Below are 17,807 nucleotides of genomic sequence, written 5' to 3'. Positions count from 1 at the left end.
CTGGAATTGCGTTTCGTTATGCGAGATGACTATTGATCAGTCCAACGAATGTTTCTAATGGTAACCATCAACCAACCTGATGGATAGCCGCCATGGCCGCACCCCTCGATATCGACCAGTTGCACACCTTCGTCGCCATCGTCGACACCGGCAGCTTCACCAAGGCGGCGGACCGGGTGTTCAAGACCCAATCGGCAGTGTCCATGCAGATGCGCCGACTGGAAGAACGCGTCGGCAAACAACTGTTCATGAAGGACGGGCGCGGCAACAAGCTGACCGCCGAGGGCGACAAGCTTTTGAATTACGCGCGGCGCATCATCCGGCTCAACAACGAGGCCATGGCCGCCTTCGACGACAATAGGCTGGAAGGCATGCTGCGCATCGGCACGCCGGACGATTATGCTGACCGCTACATGCCGGAAATCATCGGCCGGTTTGCCAAGACGCATCCGAATGTCGAGCTTTACATCGTCTGCGAACCCTCGCCGAGCCTTGCCGAAAAGATGGCGCGCGGCGAACTGGATATCGCGCTCGTCACCCACAATCCGCGCCTGCGCGTGTCCGACGTGGTGCGCACCGAGCCGCTCTGCTGGGTGGGGTCCGCCAATCATCCGCTGAAGGACGATGCGCCGGTGCCGCTGGCCGTCGGGCGACGTGACTGCCTGTGGCGGCAGCTGGCCTGTTCGGCGCTCGATGCCGATGGCCGCGATTACCAGGTCCTTTTCACGAGCTGGTCTGCGACCGTGGTTGCCGCCGCCGTGCTCACCGGCATGGCCGTGTCGGTGCTGCCGGAATCGGCGCTGCGTCCGGGGATGAAGGTGCTCAGCGCCGCCGACGGCTTTCCGCCGCTGCCACCGGTGCAGATCGGCCTGATGAAACGCCCCGGCCTGTCGCCTTCGCTGCTCAACGCCATCACCGACCACATCACTGCCTGCCTCGACAACATTTCGCCGGCATCGGTTTCCGACGATGTCGACGGCGACATGAAGACCGTGACACGGCTGGTGCGGCCACGCATGGCGCAGGTGATGCCGGGGTGGTGAGGTGGTCGTTGACTCGGCCTCGCATCGGGTGCAGCGTGAACCTGTAAACGCCGAGGATTATTGGCCGTGGCAACGAAAAAAATGCAGATCGAACTGGATTTGCCGGAAGAACTGATCGAGGTTCTCGACCGCATCGCTGCGGCCGCAAAGAAGGACCGCGCAACGGTGATGCGCTGGGCGCTCGAATATTACGTCGAGCAGGAAGGCGAAATCATTCTCGATGAGGCAGCCGGAATAGCGGATCTGGATGCAGGCCACTACGTCGATTTCGATGAATTCCTCGAGGAAACCAGCGCCATCATCGACGCGGCAGAAGCCAGACGGGCGAAGCGAGCGGGCTGAACATGGCAAAGCGGCATGTCAGACTGTCGCATCATGCTCGGCGTTTTATCGAAAACTATCTTGCCGACCTTGGCGAGCGTAACCCGGCAGCTGCTCGAAAAATCGTACAGCGTTTCAAAGCTCTTCGCCAAAAGATAGCGGATTTCCCAAACATGGCTCAACGCGGTGCATTTACGGACACGCGTCGCGTGGTCATGCGCCCTTTCATTTTAACCATCCGTCTGAATGACGACGTTATAGAAATTGTCGCCGCTCGACACGAGCGTCAGGCGGAGCCGGATCATTTGAAGGATATTGAGCTGGACACCTGACTTTTAAAATCAGCATGACCATTGCCGCCCACCTCTCCATCCGATAACTTTCGCCGCACCCCAAAACAAACGGCAATCGGAAAACCCTATCATGCTGACATTGCGCCAGATGCGCTATTTCGATGCGCTGGCCACCACCCGCCATTTCGGCAAGGCGGCGGCCATGGTCAATGTCAGTCAGCCGGCTCTGTCTGCGCAGATCATGGAGATGGAGGACCACCTTGGAACGCTGCTGGTGGAACGCCACCGCTCTGGTGTGCTTCTGACCCCGAAAGGCGACGTGGTGTTGCAGCGGGTGCGGCGCATTCTCGAAGACGTGGCGGGACTGGAAGAGTTTTCGCGCGATGGCAACGGCGTGCTGCAGGGACTGACACGTATCGGCATCATTCCGACCGTCGCGCCTTATCTCGTGCCGACGCTGGTGCCATACCTGCGCAAGATTCATCCCGATGTGGAGATCGAGTTGCGAGAGGCCGTGACCGACCGGCTGATCGCCGATCTCTCCGAAGGGCGCATCGACGCGGTCATCGCCGCATTGCCGATTGATGGCGACGGGCTGGAGAACCAGTCGCTGTTTGCCGACCGTTTTTTCATGGCCATGGCCAATAATGACAGCGATGTGCTGACCTCTCCCCTGACGGAAACGCAGGTGGATGCCGAACGGCTGCTGCTTTTGGAAGAAGGCCATTGCCTGCGTGATCAGGCGCTGGCCGTCTGCGGCACAGCGGGCAAACGCAGCCTTGTCAATTTCGGTGCGACCTCGATGACGACCTTGTTGCAGATGGTGTCGCACGACATGGGCATGACGCTGATCCCGGAAATGGCGATCGCCACCGAGGCAGCGCGCAACGACCTGCGCATCGTGCCCTTCGCAGAACCGGTACCATCGCGGCAGATCGGCTTGATCTGGCGGAGATCGAGTGGACGGGGGAAAGATATGCAGGCGCTGGCGGAGGCGATTGTGGCGTGCGGACCAGTGCAAAGGTGATTTTTCGGGAAAGAGGGTGAGGCAGTTTCCCTTCTCCCCATCATGATGGGGAGAAGGTGCCGGCAGGCGGATGAGGGGCAAATTTCAAGCTCAGCGTTCGCGACTGCCCCTCATCCCCTCGCTATCGCTCCGGACCTTCTCCCCGCTTGCGGGGAGAAGAGGCAAGCCGTACCGTCCCTGCCCCATCCCGGCTTGGCGCCTTAATGCCCTGCGCCTAAACTCCGCGTTCCCGCAAAGCCTGCCGAGTCTCTCATGACCGATGCCACCACCGGCTCCATCCACTGGAAACGCAACCTGTTCGTCTGCCTTGCCGGTTCGTTCACCACCATCGTGGCGATGACGCTGCTGCTTCCCTTCCTGCCGCTTTATGTCGAGGAACTGGGACTCTCAGACCATGCGCAGATCGTACAATGGTCCGGTATCGCTTATGGCGCCACCTTCTTTGCGGCCGCGATCGTCGCGCCGCTCTGGGGCCGGCTCGGCGACATTTATGGGCGAAAACTGATGCTGGTGCGTGCCGCGATCGGCATGACCATAGCCATCTCGCTGATGGGCATGGCCACCACCGTGTGGCAACTGGTAGCGTTGCGGCTGGTGGTCGGGCTGGCCGGCGGTTATGCCTCCGGCTCCATGGTGCTGGTGGCAGCGCAGACACCAAAAGATCGCTCCGCCTGGGCGCTCGGCACATTGTCGGCCGGCATCATGGCCGGCAATCTGGTCGGGCCGCTGATCGGCGGGGTTCTGCCGCAGCTGATCGGCATCAGGGCAACATTCCTCTGGGCCGGTGCCGCGATCTTTTTCGCTTTTCTCGCAACGCTGTTTCTGATCCGCGAGGAAAGATCGCCGGCGCGCAGGCAGGCGGCGAAACGCGGCGGCGGAGGCCTGTCTTCGCTGCCGGACAAGGGACCGGTTCTGGCCATGCTGTTTACCGGCATGCTGCTGATGTTCGCCAACATGTCGATCGAGCCGATCATCACCGTTTACGTGGCACAGCTGGTAGCCGATCCGGCGCATGTGACGATCACCGCCGGTATCGTCATGTCGGCGGCGGCCCTTGGCAGCGTGCTTTCGGCTTCAAGGCTCGGAAAACTGGCGGACCGCATCGGCTACTGGCGTGTCATCACCGGCACGCTGGCGGTCGCGGCCGTGTTGCTTATCCCGCAGGCCTTTGTCACCGACAGCTGGCAGTTGATCCTGCTGCGGTTCCTGATGGGATTGGCTTTGGGCGGCCTTCTGCCCTGCATCACCGCAGTGATCCGCCACAATGTGCCCGACAGCGCCACCGGCGCCATTCTCGGCCTGTCTATCTCGGCGCAATATGTGGGCCAGGTGGCGGGGCCGGTCTCGGGCGGTTTTGTCGGCGGGCATATCGGCATGCCTGCGGTATTTATCGGCACCGCCGTTCTTCTGGCCGGCGGTGCCCTGTTCTGCCATCTGGTACGGCCGGTGGAGGAGCGTCAGCCCCTCCCCTGACCTCACATCGTCACGCTGCGAGATCGAGCACGATACGGCCGTCGATCTTGCCCTCTTCCATGCGGTGGAAGATGGCGTTGATGTTTTCGAGCTTGTCCCAGGAGAAGGTCGCGGCGACCTTGCCTTCACCGGCAAACACCAGCGATTCCTCCAGATCCTGACGGGTGCCGACGATGGAGCCGCGCACGGTGATACGCTTCAGCACCGTATCGAAGACCGGCAGGGAGATGTAACCCGGCGGCAGGCCGACCAGCGACATCGTGCCCTTGGAGCGCAGGAAACCATAGGCCTGTTCCATGGCCTTGGGCGACACCGCCGTGACAAGCGCACCATGAGTGCCGCCGGTCGCCTTCTGCACCTGTTCGATCGCATCGGCATCGCGACCGTTGACCGTCACGTCCGCACCGAGCTTTTTCGCCAGATCGAGCTTTTCGTCAAAGATGTCGGCAGCAACGACATGCATGCCCATGGCCTTGGCATATTGCACGGCCATGTGGCCCAGCCCGCCGATACCGGAAATCACCACCCACTCGCCGGGGCGCACTTCGGTTTCCTTCAGCCCCTTGTAGACCGTCACACCGGCACACAGAACGGGTGCTGCGGCACCGAATTCGAGATTGTCCGGCAGGCGGCCACAGAAATCCGGATCGGCAAGGCCATATTGCGCAAACGTGCCGTTGACGGAATAACCGGTGTTCTGCTGGCTGCCGCACAGCGTTTCCCAGCCGGTGCGGCAGGGCGAGCAGCATCCGCAGGCGGTATGCAGCCATGGCACGCCGACACGGTCGCCTTCCTTGATGCGGGAGACCCCGGCGCCGAGCTTTGCAACGTAACCGACGCCCTCATGGCCGGGAATGAAGGGGGGATTGGGCTTGACCGGCCAGTCGCCGTTGGCGGCGTGGAGATCGGTATGGCAGACACCCGTCGCTTCATATTTGATCAGCACCTGACCCGGACCGGGATCCGGAATAGCCACCTCCTCGATGACCAAAGGCTTGCCGAATTCCCGCACGACGGCGGCTTTCATAAAGGATGCCATTCCCATTCTCCTCACATGTCATGACATAGGCGGGGCGCATGCCCACCGCGATCGCAATGAACGTGTCGAGGAGAAAAATCGCGTTGACTTATGTCAACGGCGGCGAAATGGCCGCCGCCGTCCGTGTCGCAAGGCTGCGACAGTTTTATCCGGCAAGATTCGTCTTGAAAAATTCGGTCGTGCGGCTCCATGCCAGATCGGCCGCCGCCTTGTCGTAACGGGCGGACGATGTATCGTTGTTGAAGGCGTGGTTGACACCTTCATAGACGAAGATCTCGAAGGTCTTGCCGTTCTTTTCCAGTGCTTCCCGATAGGCGGGGATGCCGGCATTGATACGCTCGTCGAGGCCGCCATAATGCAGCATCAGCGGCGCCTTGATTTTTGGCACGTCGGCGGCCGGCGCCTGCTGGCCGTAATAGGCGACACCGGCATTCAGCTCCGGCGAGTTCACCGCCATGCGGTTGACCAGACCGCCACCCCAGCAGAAGCCGACGGCGCCGACCTTGCCGTTCGCGCCTTCGTGGCCGGTTAGCCAGACACGCGCCGCTTCGCCATCGGCAGCCGTCTTTGCCGGGTCGAGCGTCGAAAACATTTCGCGCGCCTTGTCCTCATCCGGCGGGGTGCCGCCGACCGGCGACAGGAAATCGACGGCGAGCGCATTGAACCCTTCGAGGGCGGCGCGGCGGGCGACATCGCGGATATGCTCGTTGAGGCCACGGTTCTCATGGATGACGATGATCGACCCGAGTGGGCCGCTGGCCGATTTCGGCCGCGCCCAATAGGCTTTCATCTCACCCGTTGTTCCGGGAAAGACCACGCTCTTGGTGGTGAGCCGGTCATCATCGACGGCGATGACGGCGGCATTTGCGCCATTGGCGGCGAGCATGGGAGCGATGGCGGCAGCCGCCGCACCGGAACCGGCCAGAACAGTCAGCCGCTCCATGAATTTTCTGCGGTCGAGATGGAGGTGGGTGTATTCGTCATAGGCGTTGATCATCGCCTGCGTGACTTCTGGCTTCCTGTCCATGATCCCTGCTCCTCTCGTGAAACGATGAAGCGAAGTTAGAGCAGGCATTCCGCCATGACGACGGAGTGGCCCGGCGCCGGACCTACACGAATGCGTGAGGTAGAGTGCCGGCTTCAGAATAATGAAGAGATGGCGAACCAGACGGCCAGCACTACGCTCCAGCCATGATTTCCTCAGCAATCACAGAGGACGTGCCGAAGACCGATCATCTATTTTGCGAAAATCCTTGCTCTGCCATGCATGCTTTGAACGTGCTGCTCGATGCTGCAAGGCCCAACATCCACAAACGACCAGCAGCAACTTGCGTCTCCGCAGAACGACCGTTGCAGATCGCTTTCGCCCGCTCAAATCTGGCGTCTTTCGAGCTTGTGGACGTTTCAGACCATTCCGAGCTTGAGCTTGTATTACACGCCGCGAGCAGCGGCAGCGCCAAGAAGGCCACCACATTTGCTGCCACTCCCATAACGCGACCCTCCCTCAACCATCAATGAGCGGGGAGGATGCGCTGCAATTTAGGATTATTCAATATGAGGCCGTGTCCTCCCCACACTTCACCGAATGCGTGAGGCACCGGCGCAGGCATCAATACACTCAGGAGGTCGCGAGCCAGATGGCCAGCCAGCCCCACATCAGCACGGTGACGAAGAAACCCAGCATGAACAGCGGGCGACGCAAAAGCAGCCGGTTGCTGGTGACATGCACATAGGAATGCGCATACCGCGACAGCACAAAGATCCAGGCCAGCACGATGGTGATGATATTGTCCGCATTGCAGATGAAGATCGCCACGGTGCCGGCGTGAAACAGCATGGGCAGTTCGAACTGGTTCTTCAGATTGTTGTGGACCAGCAGGCTTTCCGGCGGCTCGGAGAGGTTTTCCTTGAACTGGCGGGCGTCATAACCGCCTTCGCGAACGGCAGCGCCGCGGCGCAATGACAACATATAATAGAGAATGAAAACGAGGAACGCGTGGGCGATCATCGGCCAGAACATGGCAGTGGTATCGGTCATCATGGGCTTGAGCCTCCAGCTTTCGTCCGTTCTGACACGAAAACGGGCCGGACAACATGCCCGGCCCGTCTGAAATCGGTGGAGAGTTTTTCTCGGATCAGGAGCTGACGCCCGGATAGTTCGGGCTTTCGCGGGTGATGGTCACGCCATGCGGATGGCTTTCGCGAAGACCGGCGCCGGAAATGCGCACGAACGTGGCCTTTTCCTGAAAGTCCTTGATGTCCTTGCCGCCGACATAACCCATGGCAGCCTTCAGACCACCGGCCAGCTGGTGCAGCACAGCCGAGACGGGCCCCTTGTAAGGAACCTGGCCTTCGATGCCTTCCGGAACGAGCTTCAGGGTGTCACGCACTTCCGCCTGGAAATAACGGTCTGCCGAGCCGCGCGCCATGGCGCCGACGGAACCCATGCCGCGATAGGCTTTGAACGAACGGCCCTGGTAGAGATAGACTTCGCCCGGGCTTTCATCGGTGCCGGCCAGAAGCGAACCGATCATGACGGCGGATGCGCCGGCGGCGATGGCCTTGGCGACATCGCCGGAAAACTTCAGGCCGCCATCAGCGATGACCGGAATGTCGTGCTTGTTGCCTTCCTCGACGGCGGCCATGACGGCTGCCAGCTGCGGCACGCCGACGCCGGCAACGATACGGGTGGTGCAGATCGAACCCGGACCGATACCGACCTTGATGCAATCCGCACCGGCATCGATCAGTGCCTTGGTGCCTTCGGACGTTGCGACATTGCCGGCAATGATGCGAACGGCGTTCGACATCTTCTTGACGTGGGCAACGGCATCGAGAACCTTCTGGGAATGACCATGGGCGGTATCGACGACGATGACATCGACGCCGGCATCGATCAGGCGTTCGGCGCGCTCGACACCGTCATCACCGGTGGAGATGGCGGCGGCAACGCGCAGGCGGCCCTGCGCATCCTTGGCGGCATTGGGGTTGAGCTGCGACTTTTCGATATCCTTGACGGTGATGAGACCGACGCAACGGCCTTCATTATCGACCACCAGCAGCTTTTCGATGCGGTTGGTGTGCAAGAGACGCTTGGCTTCGGCCTGATCGACACCGTCCTTGACGGTGATCAGGTTGTCGCGCGTCATCAGTTCGAAGATCTTCTGGGACGGATCAGAGGCGAAACGGACGTCGCGGTTGGTGAGGATGCCGACCAGACGACCCGGACGACCGCCGTTTTCAACGACCGGAATGCCGGAAATGCCATGCGCCTTCATCAGCGCGTGGGCGTCGGCCAGCGTGGCATCGGGGCCGATCGTGACCGGATTGACGACCATGCCGCTTTCGAATTTCTTGACCTGACGGACTTCTTCGGCCTGTTCGACCGGGGTCAGGTTGCGGTGGATGACGCCCATGCCGCCCGACTGCGCCATGGCAATGGCCAGACGGCTTTCGGTGACCGTGTCCATGGCCGAAGACAGGATCGGCAGCGACAGATCGATATCCTTGGCGATGCGGGTGGCGATATTGGTCTGGCCCGGCATGACTTCCGAGTGCCCCGGCTGCAGGAGCACATCGTCGAAGGTAAGCGCTTCCGCGCCGGTTGCCGAGATTACGATGCGTGCCATTGCCAGTTCCTTCAGTTGGATAGGCAGAATCCTCCGGAAAAGGGAAAATCCCTGCTCCGGCTTCTTCTGCATGAAATACATGGAAGTTGGCGAGGGCTGGTAACACGTTCATGACAGATTGGGAACAGAAAAATCCCGGAGGGGAGACCCACCGGGATTGCATAGCTCGTGTCAGAGCTCTCCTTGGTCATCCTCGGCCTTGAGCCGAGGATCCATGCCGCCACAAGCGCCGTGCGTGCGTGTGGGTCCTCGGGTCATCCCCGGGTTAAACCCGAGGACGAGGATGACGGCAGAGAGGTGAGCGCTATCAAATCTCGAACTGGTAGCTCTTCGGGACGAAGCGATAACCGTCCTCGAATTTTTCGGCATAACCGACCGCCGGGAACGGCATGTGATAGCCGAGGAAGGCCACCTTGTCGGTTGCGATCATGTCAAAGACCTTGCGGCGGCTTTCCGCCGCCTTGGCCTTGTCCATGTCGAACCGCACCTGCCAGTCGGGCTTCTGCAACGAGAGCACATAGTGGTTGGCAGTATCGGCCGTCAGGACAAGCCGCTTGCCGGCGGATTCGACATTGAAGACCATGTGGCCCGGCGAATGGCCGAAAGCGGCCATGCTGGTGATGCCGGTGACGACATCGGCGCCGTCACCGATAAACGTGGTCTTTTCAGCGAGCGGTTTGACATTGGCGAGTACGCCCTTGTGGCCACCTTCCGCCGGTGTGCCGACGCGGGCGGTATCGGTCCAGAAATCGTATTCGACCTGACCGGCGATATAACGGGCATTCGGGAAAGCCGGCTCGCCCTTTTCCATCAGGCCACCGATATGGTCACCATGCATGTGGGTCAGCACGACGACCGTCACATCCTCGCGCTTGTAACCGGCGGCGGCCAGACCTTCGATCAGGCGGCCATTGCCCTTGGCGCGGCCACCTTCACCGAAACCGGTATCGAAGAGCACGAGCTCGCTGCCGGTGTTGATGGCAACCGGCGCGTAGCTGTTGACGAACTGGTCCGTGGGCAGAAAGTTCTTTTCCAGAAGTGCCGCCACCGCATCCGGCGCTTGATCGGTACCAAAGGTTTCGTTCGGCTTCGGCAGAGCACCAAAACCGTCACGGATGGCGAGAACTTCGAAATCGCCGAGCTTGAAGCGGTTCACTTCCGGCGGCATGGCATGATCCATGGGTAGTCCCTTGTTGGCATCGGCCCCTGCCTGCGCCGTCTGCGCAAAAGCCTGACCCGACAAAATGGCCGGTGCGGCCAGCACACCGAGACCGGCGGTTCCAAGCATCGTCCTGCGACCGATCGTAAAGCGCGTCATGGTGTTCTCCATCATTATGTCTATCGGCCGAGCGAAGGCAGGACCGTCCCGTGACAAAAGATAGAAGCACGGTGTGACGAGCAAGCGGGCGTCACGCAGACGTGATGCAAACTGACAAAAGTTAGCCGGACATGATTGGCATGTCATCAAATGAGGAATACAGACTTTCCAGCCTTAGTCGCAGGCCCCAGCATCATTTCCGTGAAGCGTCCCCGATGAACCGCGCAGTGCCTCTCATTCTCGCCGTCGCTCTTTTCATGGAGCAGATGGATTCCACCGTCATCGCCACCGCCCTGCCGACGATCGCGGCGGACCTGAATGTCGGGCCGATCACACTGAAACTGGCGCTAACTTCCTACATGGTGGCGCTCGCCGTGTTCATTCCGATCAGCGGCTGGATGGCCGACAAGTTCGGCGCGAAAAAGGTGTTTCGCTCGGCCATTCTCGTCTTCATGATCGGCTCGATCTTCTGCGCCATCTCCGGCAACCTGATCGAATTCGTGATGGCGCGTTTTCTGCAGGGCATGGGCGGCGCAATGATGACGCCGGTCGGGCGCCTCGTTCTGCTCAGAACCACCAAGCGCAGCGATCTCGTCTCCGCCATGGCGCTTCTGACCATTCCGGCACTGGTCGGGCCGCTCACCGGCCCGCCGATCGGCGGTTTCATCACCACCTATTTTTCCTGGCACTGGATTTTCATCATCAACATTCCGGTCGGCATTCTGGGCCTGATCATGACCGGCATCTACCTGCCCGAGATCGAAAAACGGGAATCGCCACGCATCGATTTTCTCGGTTTTCTGCTGACCGCCTTTGCGGCCGCAGGCGTGGTCTTTGGCCTCTCCGTCATCGGTCTACCAGCGCTGCCGCCCGCCGTTGGCATATCGGCGACGCTGATCGGCATTGCCTGTGCCATCGCCTACGTCTTTCACGCCCGCCGACACCCGTTCCCGATCCTCAACCTGCGGATTTTCGAAAACGCCGCGTTTCGCGCAGCGACGATCGGCGGCACGATTTTTCGCATCTCCACCGGCGCCATCCCCTTCCTTATGCCGCTGATGCTGCAGCTCGCTTTCGGGCTCAACCCGTTCCAGTCGGGCCTGATCACCTTTGCCGGTGCGGGCGGCGCCTTGACGGTCAAGTTCATCGCCAAACGGGTCTATCGCGCCATCGGCTTCAAGACGACGCTGATCTGCGCCGGCGTGGTGGGGGCCGTCACCACCGTCGTCAACGGCTTCTTCACGCCGCAGACGCCGCATGCGGCGATCATCCTCTTCCTGTTCATCTCCGGGCTGGCGCGCTCGTTCTTCTTCACCGGCGCCAATGCGCTGAGCTATTCGGAAATCGAGGATTCGCAGGCCAGCCAGGCCACCTCGATGTCATCCGTCCTGCAGCAGGTGAGCCTTGCGCTCGGCGTCGCCTTTGCGGCATCGATTCTGGAAGCAGCCTCGGCGATCTCAGGCACGCATCTGCAACTGGCGGATTTCCATCTCGCCTTCTACGCGGTGTCGGTGATGTCGCTGCTGGCGATCATCCCGCTTCTGCCGCTCGACAAATATGCAGGCGCGGTGGCGTCCGGTCATGGGGTGGGGTTGCGGGCGAAACCGGCGCCGGGGGAGTGAAGGCTGCGGCTTGTTCCCTTCTCCCCGTCAGAACGGGGAGAAGGTGCCGGCAGGCGGATGAGGGGCAAAAGCCCCAAACTATGCGCCTGCAACTGCAACAGCCCCTCATCCCCTCGCTGTCGCTCCGGACCTTCTCCCCGCACGCGGGGAGAAGGGGCTTGCCGCGCCGCCTCAATACCAAATTCGATAACACACCCTTACGAGTGCAAACCCACAAACATCACCTGTCGTGATCTTCGGCCCAGCCTTCGCGCTCGTCCACATATTCGGCGGTCTCTTCACGCGGATCGGGCACATCCGCCTGACGCCCCTTGAACCCCTTGGCGAGCAGGAACATTTCCACCGATTCCTGACGCGAAGCACCCGGCTTCACATGGATGACCTGTTTGAAATGCTTCTTCAGCATGTCCAATAGATCCTTTTCCGTGCCCCCCTGAAAAGTCTTGGCCAGAAAATGGCCGCCGGGGCCCAGAACCTCGATGGCGAAATAGGCCGCAACCTCGCACAGATGCATGGTGCGCAGGTGGTCCGTCCTGTGGTGGCCGGTGGTCGGGGCTGCCATGTCGGAAACGACGAGATCCGGCGTACCGCCGATCGCCTCGATCAGCTGGCGCGGCGCATCGTCATCCAAAAAATCCAGCTGCAGGATCTTTACACCCGGCAGAGGCGCCATTTCCAAAAAGTCGATGGCGGCAACGCGGATATCCTCATCGGTCGAATTGGTGACCTTGGCGGCGATCTGCGACCAGCTGCCGGGTGCAGCACCCAAATCGATGATGCGGCGCGCGCCTTTGAGGATCTGGTGCTTTTCATCGATTTCCAGAAGCTTGAAAGCCGCGCGGGCGCGATACCCTTCCAGCTTGGCGCGCTGCACGTAAGGATCGTTGATATGGCGTTCCAGCCAGCGGCGCGAAGACGCCTTCAGCTTGCCACTCTTGACTTTTTGGCCGAGCTTGCGGCCGATGGGCGGTTTCGTCATCGCCTTGCTCCTGAAGAATGCGGTGCCTGCTGTCCGTGACGGGCGGGCTTTGTGCCGGTATCGCCGTCCCGACCACCCTCACGTCCCCCGTCCCTGGCCCCGTCCTTGCGAACGCGGTGCCGGCGCCAGACGCCGTCATCGGCCATCATTTCGGTGAGAATGCCTTCGCGCAGGCCGCGATCGGCCACCCGCATGCGGGTGCTCGGCCAGCGGCGACGGATGGCTTCGAGAATGGCACAGCCGGCCAGAACCAGATCGGCGCGATCCGGCCCGATGCAGGGATTGGCGGCGCGGCCGGCAAAATCCCAGGAGAGCAGCTTGTGCTGCATGGCATCGACTTCGCTGTTCGACAGCCAGACGCCATCAACCCTGCGGCGGTCATAACGCGGCAGGTCGAGATGCACGCCGGCGAGCGTCGTGACGGTGCCCGACGTGCCGATCAGATAGAAGTCTTCAGGTCCCGCACCGACATAATTCATGTCGATCGGCGGGCACTGGAATTTTTGCAGCATGCCCTCGACTTCGGTGACCATGGCCGAAAACACGTCCGGCGTGACATCGCGGCCGCCATGGCGCTCCGACAGGGTCACGACGCCGACCGGCAGCGAGGTCCAGTCGGTGATATGACTGGCCAGACGGCTGGAGCGCTGGTCACCGATCCGGATGACGGCGATTTCCGACGAACCGCCGCCGATATCGAAGAGCACGACCGAACGCGCCTCGCGCCCGACCAGCGACGAGCAGCCGGATACGGCCAGCCGCGCTTCGGTTTCGCGATCGATGATTTCCAGTTCCAGACCCGTCTCCGCGGTGACGCGTGACAAAAACAGTTCGCCGTTTTCGGCGGCACGGCAAGCCTCTGTCGCGATCAGACGCATGCGCTTGATCGGCCGGTTGGCGAGCTTCGAGGCGCAGACGCGCAAGGCGTCGACGGCGCGATCCATGGCATCCTGCGACAGCCGGCCGGTAGCGCCGAGCCCCTCCCCCAGACGCACGATGCGCGAAAACGCATCAACGACGCGAAAATGGCCGGGACGCGTCGGCTGGGCGATCAGGAGACGGCAATTGTTGGTGCCGAGATCGAGCGCCGCGTAGAGATCCTCGTGCTGGCCGATATTTTCACGCACGCGATCATGGGGGCCGGTCTTTTCGTGACCTCTTTCATGTCTGGGCGAACGCGGCTCAAAGGCCGGATGCTGGCCATGACGCAGCTTTGCTTCATGCGCCATATCGGGCAGGCCAGACACGGCTTCGCGAGCATCACCCTTGCGCTGGGAATGCTGCTTGTCGGTCTGCTTGCCGGCCGGCGCCAATGGGCGGACCTGCGGGTTGCGGACATTGCGGTTCTTGTTGCGGTTTCTGTTTCGGGAACGATTACGGTTCTTGCCCGCACCCTGTCCTTGCCCCTGACCGGAACCGTGATCACCGCTGCCCTGACCGTCGCCGACCGCTCCGCCGGCATGACTTGCACCCTCATGCCCGCCACCACGCGCGGCATGATCGCCGCCATGGTTCTGACCACGCGAAGAAGTATCGCCCTGCTCGTTTTTGGAAGACTGGTTACCATGCGCAGCTTGAGAGGCCGCACCACCACGCGAGCGACGACGCTTGCGCTTGCGCACAGGCATGCCATCGTCATTCGTTTCAGGGCGTCTGGCTTCGCCGGTCATGCCGGCTTCGCCACCACGCGCAGGTAGGGCCGCGGAACGGGGTTTGCCGTTCTGCTTTGCCTTGCGGCGCCTGCGGTTCTTGCCGCTGCGCCCTGCCGTCGACGCCCCGCCATCTGGCGGCGCATTGCCGCTGTCGGGGTCCATCACTGATCTTTTCCGTCTCGCCGCGCAAGAACCCCGTGAAATGGGACTGCCGCAGGCATCTGGTGTTTCGTTGACATTAGGATAACAGCGACGGGCACTTTCGCCAACGCCTTTTTGCCGGCACGGGGCGATGGCTTAAGCATGGCATGCGGCAATCATCCACAGGGATGAAAAATCGGATGAAAGTTTTTTGAAAACGGTATTTGCAATCTGAAAAACTTTGGTTATAAGCGCCGCACACCGATGAACCGGCGACACGCTGGCATCCCTGCTGGGGAATAGTTCAACGGTAGAACGACGGACTCTGACTCCGTTAATCTTGGTTCGAATCCAGGTTCCCCAGCCAATCTCTCCCCGACATTGTTTCACAGGGAAAATTGCCGATTTTGGCTTTGCCATAGACATCTCTGTGCGCACGGCACTGCCATGCGCGGCGTTTTCTCATGTTGCTTCTGCTCCATGCAGCATCATGCAAACGACACATGACCACCGGTCACGACAGTCTTGCCTCGGAAAAATGGATTTCCTCCGTGCCGTCAGCCGCTGACATCATGACCAGTTCCCCGGCCAGTACCTCGCCCTCAGGGGTGAACAGGAAGGCTCTGTCATCCTTGATATCCTTGCCGATATCGACAGCCACAGACATGCGTAAGGCACCCGCCAGACGCGCCAGTTTTCCCGCGACGTCCTGACGTTCAAATAGATAGATATTAAGTTTGGTCGCGAATTCCCGGCTTTTGAGCGGCCAGACCTCCGCCACCGTATGGCGATCGAGAAAATCGACGAACGAAACGGACGTGTCTTCGCCGTTAAAAACACTTGGCTGCCGCGCATCAAAAACCTCGGCAAAGGCAGCCTGGAGCCGCTCGATACCCGGCTGGCCGTCGATGAAAACATCCGGCATCGGCCCGTCGTAGACCAGGTTTATTTGCTGCATTTGCGCCAGAGCTCCATGACGGTGTCGATTGCATTCTGATCCATGATACCCTTGTTTTTCATAGCCTCGGCGAATTTTCGGGCGTTTTCCGGCGTATTGCCGTTCAGCTGCTGGATCAACTGGTGCTGCGGGCGCGACAGATCAACGATACCGGGGCCGCTGACCGGGTGCAGCGAGCCGTTATGCATGCCGTAGCTGCGACCACCGACTGTCCAGGTCTCACCCGTTTTTGGCACCTTGCCCGCGATGATATCGTCGAGATCACGGCCGATCGCCTGCCTGTGGTCCGGATCGATCATCGAGTTGCGCTCCTTGGTCGGATCGCCGCCTTTGGTCTTGCATGGATCATGCCGGCGCACCGGCTTTTTCAACTGCGCACAATTGCCGCTGCAATTGTTGCGCTGCTGCGAGGAACTGCCTTGCTGATCCGCTTTCTGCTGCGCCTGCTGGGGTTTTGCCGGCGGCTGGGCAGGCGGTTTTGCCGGGGGTGTACGCACCGGCGGGCGCCGGGCACCGCCCTTCAGCATTTGCAGGATGAGCTTCAGCAGACCTCCCATCAGACGCCCTCACCCCAGAACCCCTGCCATTCGTCACCCGCGGCAGCGTCGAACGCCGCCAGCAGATCGTCGATCGCATGGTCGGGATGTTTTGGCGTATTGCCGAAGAAACTTTCGGCCTCCGGCCCATCGCAGCCGCCATCGGTGATCGACATCAGATAGGCCCATTTCATATGCGCCCGTTCGGATGCCAGCCCGAGCCGCGTGCCGGACGCCTCATAGGACAGGACCCGCTCCATCATCTCGCGCTCGGTGTACTCAGCCGTTGCCGGGTGCACATCGCGCAGATAGGCCACCACCTTGCGGCGCGAGGCCTGCATACGGGCATCCTCGATCAAGGCGATCATCTCGGGCGACAGATGCAGCATGCCCCTTGCCGCAAACACCTCGGCGGACGGACGCCGCCCGCGCTTGACGCCACCACCCCAGATATCATCGGGTGCAAAAAATATCTGCTCGGCAGGGCCGAACAGGCGAAGCGCCTGCGTCTCATCGAGCACCGGAAAAACCTGCATCATCACATCCGGATCGGCATGGCGAAAGATCACCGTTTCGCGCTGGGCACCGCGCACATCCGGTGTGTCGCCGACCTCATCCGGGCCACCCGCGGCAACAATCTCCACCCGACTGCCGTCGAACACATCGGAACCCGGGCCGCGCGGAATGGTAATGCGATTGAGACCGCGCAGATGGCGGAACAGCGTTTCTGCGGTCAAAACCTCGTCGCCGACCCAGAAGACGATGGCCGAGCGACCATCGGCGATATCGAGCACGGATTGCAGGCGGGCGATGATGGTGTCCGGTCGGGCGCCCTGCGCCTCCATCAGCATGCCGCCAGCGGACGCATCCCCGGCATTGAGGCTCGCCAGCATGCGTTCCGACAAACGAGAGGCTTGCGCGGCCAAGGCTTCCTCGGAAAGATCCGGCTTTTCGCCCTCCTCCGATTGCGCCAGGATTTCGACCGGCGGCCGCTGAGCGGATTGCGAAAAATCGACGAACCAGGGGCCACCGGCCACCACCGCGTAATCACCGCCGGCATGGCGATAAAGCGGGCGATGCGCGATATCGGCGCGATAGAGCAAGGCGGAAAGATTGTCGAACCGCGCACCATCCATCACGGCAAAAATCCGTCGGCCCGGATCGTGTGCGATCTCGCCGAGCCGCGCAAGAAGCGCCGCGCCGGCCTGCGACAGCGGACTGGTTTCGCGCGCGAGATCGGCCATCCTATCCTCTTACCGTCGGCATGGATTGCGCGGCCATGCTGGCCTGGCACGGCGTGCCGCCACTTGCCGCACTGCCGGCGCCACCGCCGCCCGCCCCCTTGCCTTCGTCGTCACCAATGAACACATCACCGGATCCGGTTTGCGCGTTGCCGCCGCAATCGATGGCATCGCCGATACGCCCGGCCGGTTTGCCGTTGATGAACACGGTGGCGGACCCTGCCGCGAGCGCCCGCCCATGCGGCCCGGCATGACCCGCCACGCAGGCATGCGGCATGTAACTATCGCCGACACGCATCAAAGGGCGGTCGTTGACGTAAACGTCAGGACTGCCGCCGGTGGCCGGTGATGGCGGGAAGTGGCAGGCGTGCGCTGAGCCGATATCGGCGCGTCGGTGTGCTGGGGGCATCTAGGACGCGGACTCATTAGCTGACGCAATCCATATCCTCGTCGCGGCAAGCTTGAGGGCGGCGAGATAGTTGTCGGCACGCCGGTCGTATCTCGTTGCAAGGCCACGCATCTGCTTGATACGGTT

At 61.3% G+C, this 17,807-nt stretch carries 17 protein-coding genes and 1 tRNA gene; 7 read left to right on the top strand and 11 right to left on the bottom strand.

The features are described from left to right. Nucleotides 1–92: 92 nt before the first annotated feature. The 5 genes from ACRQ1B_RS21790 (at nt 93) to ACRQ1B_RS21770 (ending at nt 4,157) form a co-directional block, all read left to right on the top strand. Nucleotides 93–1,043 (top strand): LysR substrate-binding domain-containing protein, encoded by a 951-nt coding sequence (locus ACRQ1B_RS21790; protein WP_432296173.1) that lies wholly within the window; start codon nt 93–95, stop codon nt 1,041–1,043. Between the two features lie 66 nt (nt 1,044–1,109). Further along, on the top strand, nt 1,110–1,385 hold the full coding sequence (locus tag ACRQ1B_RS21785) for a CopG family ribbon-helix-helix protein (protein WP_432296172.1): 276 nt from the start codon (nt 1,110–1,112) through the stop codon (nt 1,383–1,385). A gap of 2 nt (nt 1,386–1,387) precedes the next feature. After that, nucleotides 1,388–1,696 (top strand): type II toxin-antitoxin system RelE/ParE family toxin, encoded by a 309-nt coding sequence (locus ACRQ1B_RS21780; protein ID WP_432296171.1) that lies wholly within the window; start codon nt 1,388–1,390, stop codon nt 1,694–1,696. Between the two features lie 91 nt (nt 1,697–1,787). Beyond that, on the top strand, nt 1,788–2,684 hold the full coding sequence (locus tag ACRQ1B_RS21775) for a hydrogen peroxide-inducible genes activator (protein WP_432296170.1): 897 nt from the start codon (nt 1,788–1,790) through the stop codon (nt 2,682–2,684). A 252-nt stretch (nt 2,685–2,936) separates the two neighbouring features. Continuing rightward, complete coding sequence (locus ACRQ1B_RS21770; RefSeq protein ID WP_432296169.1) at nt 2,937–4,157, top strand: MFS transporter; 1,221 nt, start codon at nt 2,937–2,939, stop codon at nt 4,155–4,157. Between the two features lie 10 nt (nt 4,158–4,167). On the opposite strand, the gene adhP is transcribed toward ACRQ1B_RS21770, so the two are convergent. The 5 genes from adhP to ACRQ1B_RS21745 all read right to left on the bottom strand — a co-directional run bounded on the left by adhP (nt 4,168) and on the right by ACRQ1B_RS21745 (nt 10,143). Then, on the bottom strand, nt 4,168–5,196 hold the full coding sequence (gene adhP / locus ACRQ1B_RS21765) for an alcohol dehydrogenase AdhP (RefSeq protein WP_432296168.1): 1,029 nt from the start codon (nt 5,194–5,196) through the stop codon (nt 4,168–4,170). A 145-nt stretch (nt 5,197–5,341) separates the two neighbouring features. Next, nucleotides 5,342–6,223 carry a dienelactone hydrolase family protein gene (locus ACRQ1B_RS21760; RefSeq protein ID WP_432296167.1) on the bottom strand — a complete coding sequence of 294 codons (882 nt, stop codon included), beginning with the start codon at nt 6,221–6,223 and terminating at the stop codon, nt 5,342–5,344. Between the two features lie 591 nt (nt 6,224–6,814). Continuing rightward, nucleotides 6,815–7,234 carry an MAPEG family protein gene (locus tag ACRQ1B_RS21755; protein WP_432296548.1) on the bottom strand — a complete coding sequence of 140 codons (420 nt, stop codon included), beginning with the start codon at nt 7,232–7,234 and terminating at the stop codon, nt 6,815–6,817. Nucleotides 7,235–7,331: 97 nt separating this feature from the next. Continuing rightward, nucleotides 7,332–8,825 carry an IMP dehydrogenase gene (gene guaB, locus ACRQ1B_RS21750; RefSeq protein WP_432296166.1) on the bottom strand — a complete coding sequence of 498 codons (1,494 nt, stop codon included), beginning with the start codon at nt 8,823–8,825 and terminating at the stop codon, nt 7,332–7,334. 307 nt (nt 8,826–9,132) lie between these two features. Then, entirely contained in the window at nt 9,133–10,143 is a 1,011-nt protein-coding gene (locus ACRQ1B_RS21745; protein ID WP_432296165.1) for an MBL fold metallo-hydrolase, read from the bottom strand. Nucleotides 10,144–10,358: 215 nt separating this feature from the next. Here ACRQ1B_RS21745 and ACRQ1B_RS21740 point away from each other — a divergent pair, with 215 nt between their 5' ends. Then, complete coding sequence (locus ACRQ1B_RS21740; protein WP_432296164.1) at nt 10,359–11,765, top strand: DHA2 family efflux MFS transporter permease subunit; 1,407 nt, start codon at nt 10,359–10,361, stop codon at nt 11,763–11,765. A gap of 220 nt (nt 11,766–11,985) precedes the next feature. Here ACRQ1B_RS21740 and ACRQ1B_RS21735 read toward each other — a convergent pair whose 3' ends face one another. Continuing rightward, the gene (locus ACRQ1B_RS21735; RefSeq protein WP_432296163.1) at nt 11,986–12,744 is read right to left on the bottom strand and encodes an RlmE family RNA methyltransferase; all 759 of its coding nucleotides are present in this window, start codon (nt 12,742–12,744) and stop codon (nt 11,986–11,988) included. Then, nucleotides 12,741–14,372: a Ppx/GppA phosphatase family protein gene (locus ACRQ1B_RS21730; protein ID WP_432296547.1), complete on the bottom strand. Its 1,632-nt coding sequence runs from the start codon at nt 14,370–14,372 to the stop codon at nt 12,741–12,743. The genes ACRQ1B_RS21735 and ACRQ1B_RS21730 overlap by 4 nt, the downstream gene beginning before the upstream one ends. Nucleotides 14,373–14,830: 458 nt before the next feature. Between ACRQ1B_RS21730 and ACRQ1B_RS21725 the strand changes: the two genes are divergently transcribed. Next, a tRNA-Gln gene (locus tag ACRQ1B_RS21725) sits at nt 14,831–14,904 on the top strand. Nucleotides 14,905–15,051: 147 nt separating this feature from the next. Here the strand turns inward: ACRQ1B_RS21725 and ACRQ1B_RS21720 are convergent. The 4 genes from ACRQ1B_RS21720 to ACRQ1B_RS21705 are packed head-to-tail and all read right to left on the bottom strand — an operon-like array spanning nt 15,052 to nt 17,681. After that, the gene (locus tag ACRQ1B_RS21720; protein WP_432296162.1) at nt 15,052–15,495 is read right to left on the bottom strand and encodes a hypothetical protein; all 444 of its coding nucleotides are present in this window, start codon (nt 15,493–15,495) and stop codon (nt 15,052–15,054) included. Next, the gene (locus ACRQ1B_RS21715; RefSeq protein ID WP_432296161.1) at nt 15,483–16,052 is read right to left on the bottom strand and encodes a hypothetical protein; all 570 of its coding nucleotides are present in this window, start codon (nt 16,050–16,052) and stop codon (nt 15,483–15,485) included. The genes ACRQ1B_RS21720 and ACRQ1B_RS21715 overlap by 13 nt, the downstream gene beginning before the upstream one ends. Then, nucleotides 16,052–17,275, bottom strand: coding sequence for a hypothetical protein (locus ACRQ1B_RS21710; RefSeq protein WP_432296160.1), 1,224 nt, complete (start codon nt 17,273–17,275; stop codon nt 16,052–16,054). Before ACRQ1B_RS21710 ends, ACRQ1B_RS21715 begins: the two co-directional genes overlap by 1 nt. Before the next feature lies 1 nt (nt 17,276). After that, nucleotides 17,277–17,681, bottom strand: coding sequence for a PAAR domain-containing protein (locus tag ACRQ1B_RS21705; protein WP_432296159.1), 405 nt, complete (start codon nt 17,679–17,681; stop codon nt 17,277–17,279). Nucleotides 17,682–17,807 lie beyond the last annotated feature (126 nt).

Origin of the sequence: Endobacterium panacihumi (genome assembly GCF_050847465.1) — a bacterium.
Classification (GTDB): Bacteria; Pseudomonadota; Alphaproteobacteria; order Rhizobiales; family Rhizobiaceae; genus Neorhizobium; species Neorhizobium panacihumi.
Note: the sequence above shows the minus strand (reverse complement) of the source record. Positions and strands in the feature narration are given on the sequence as shown.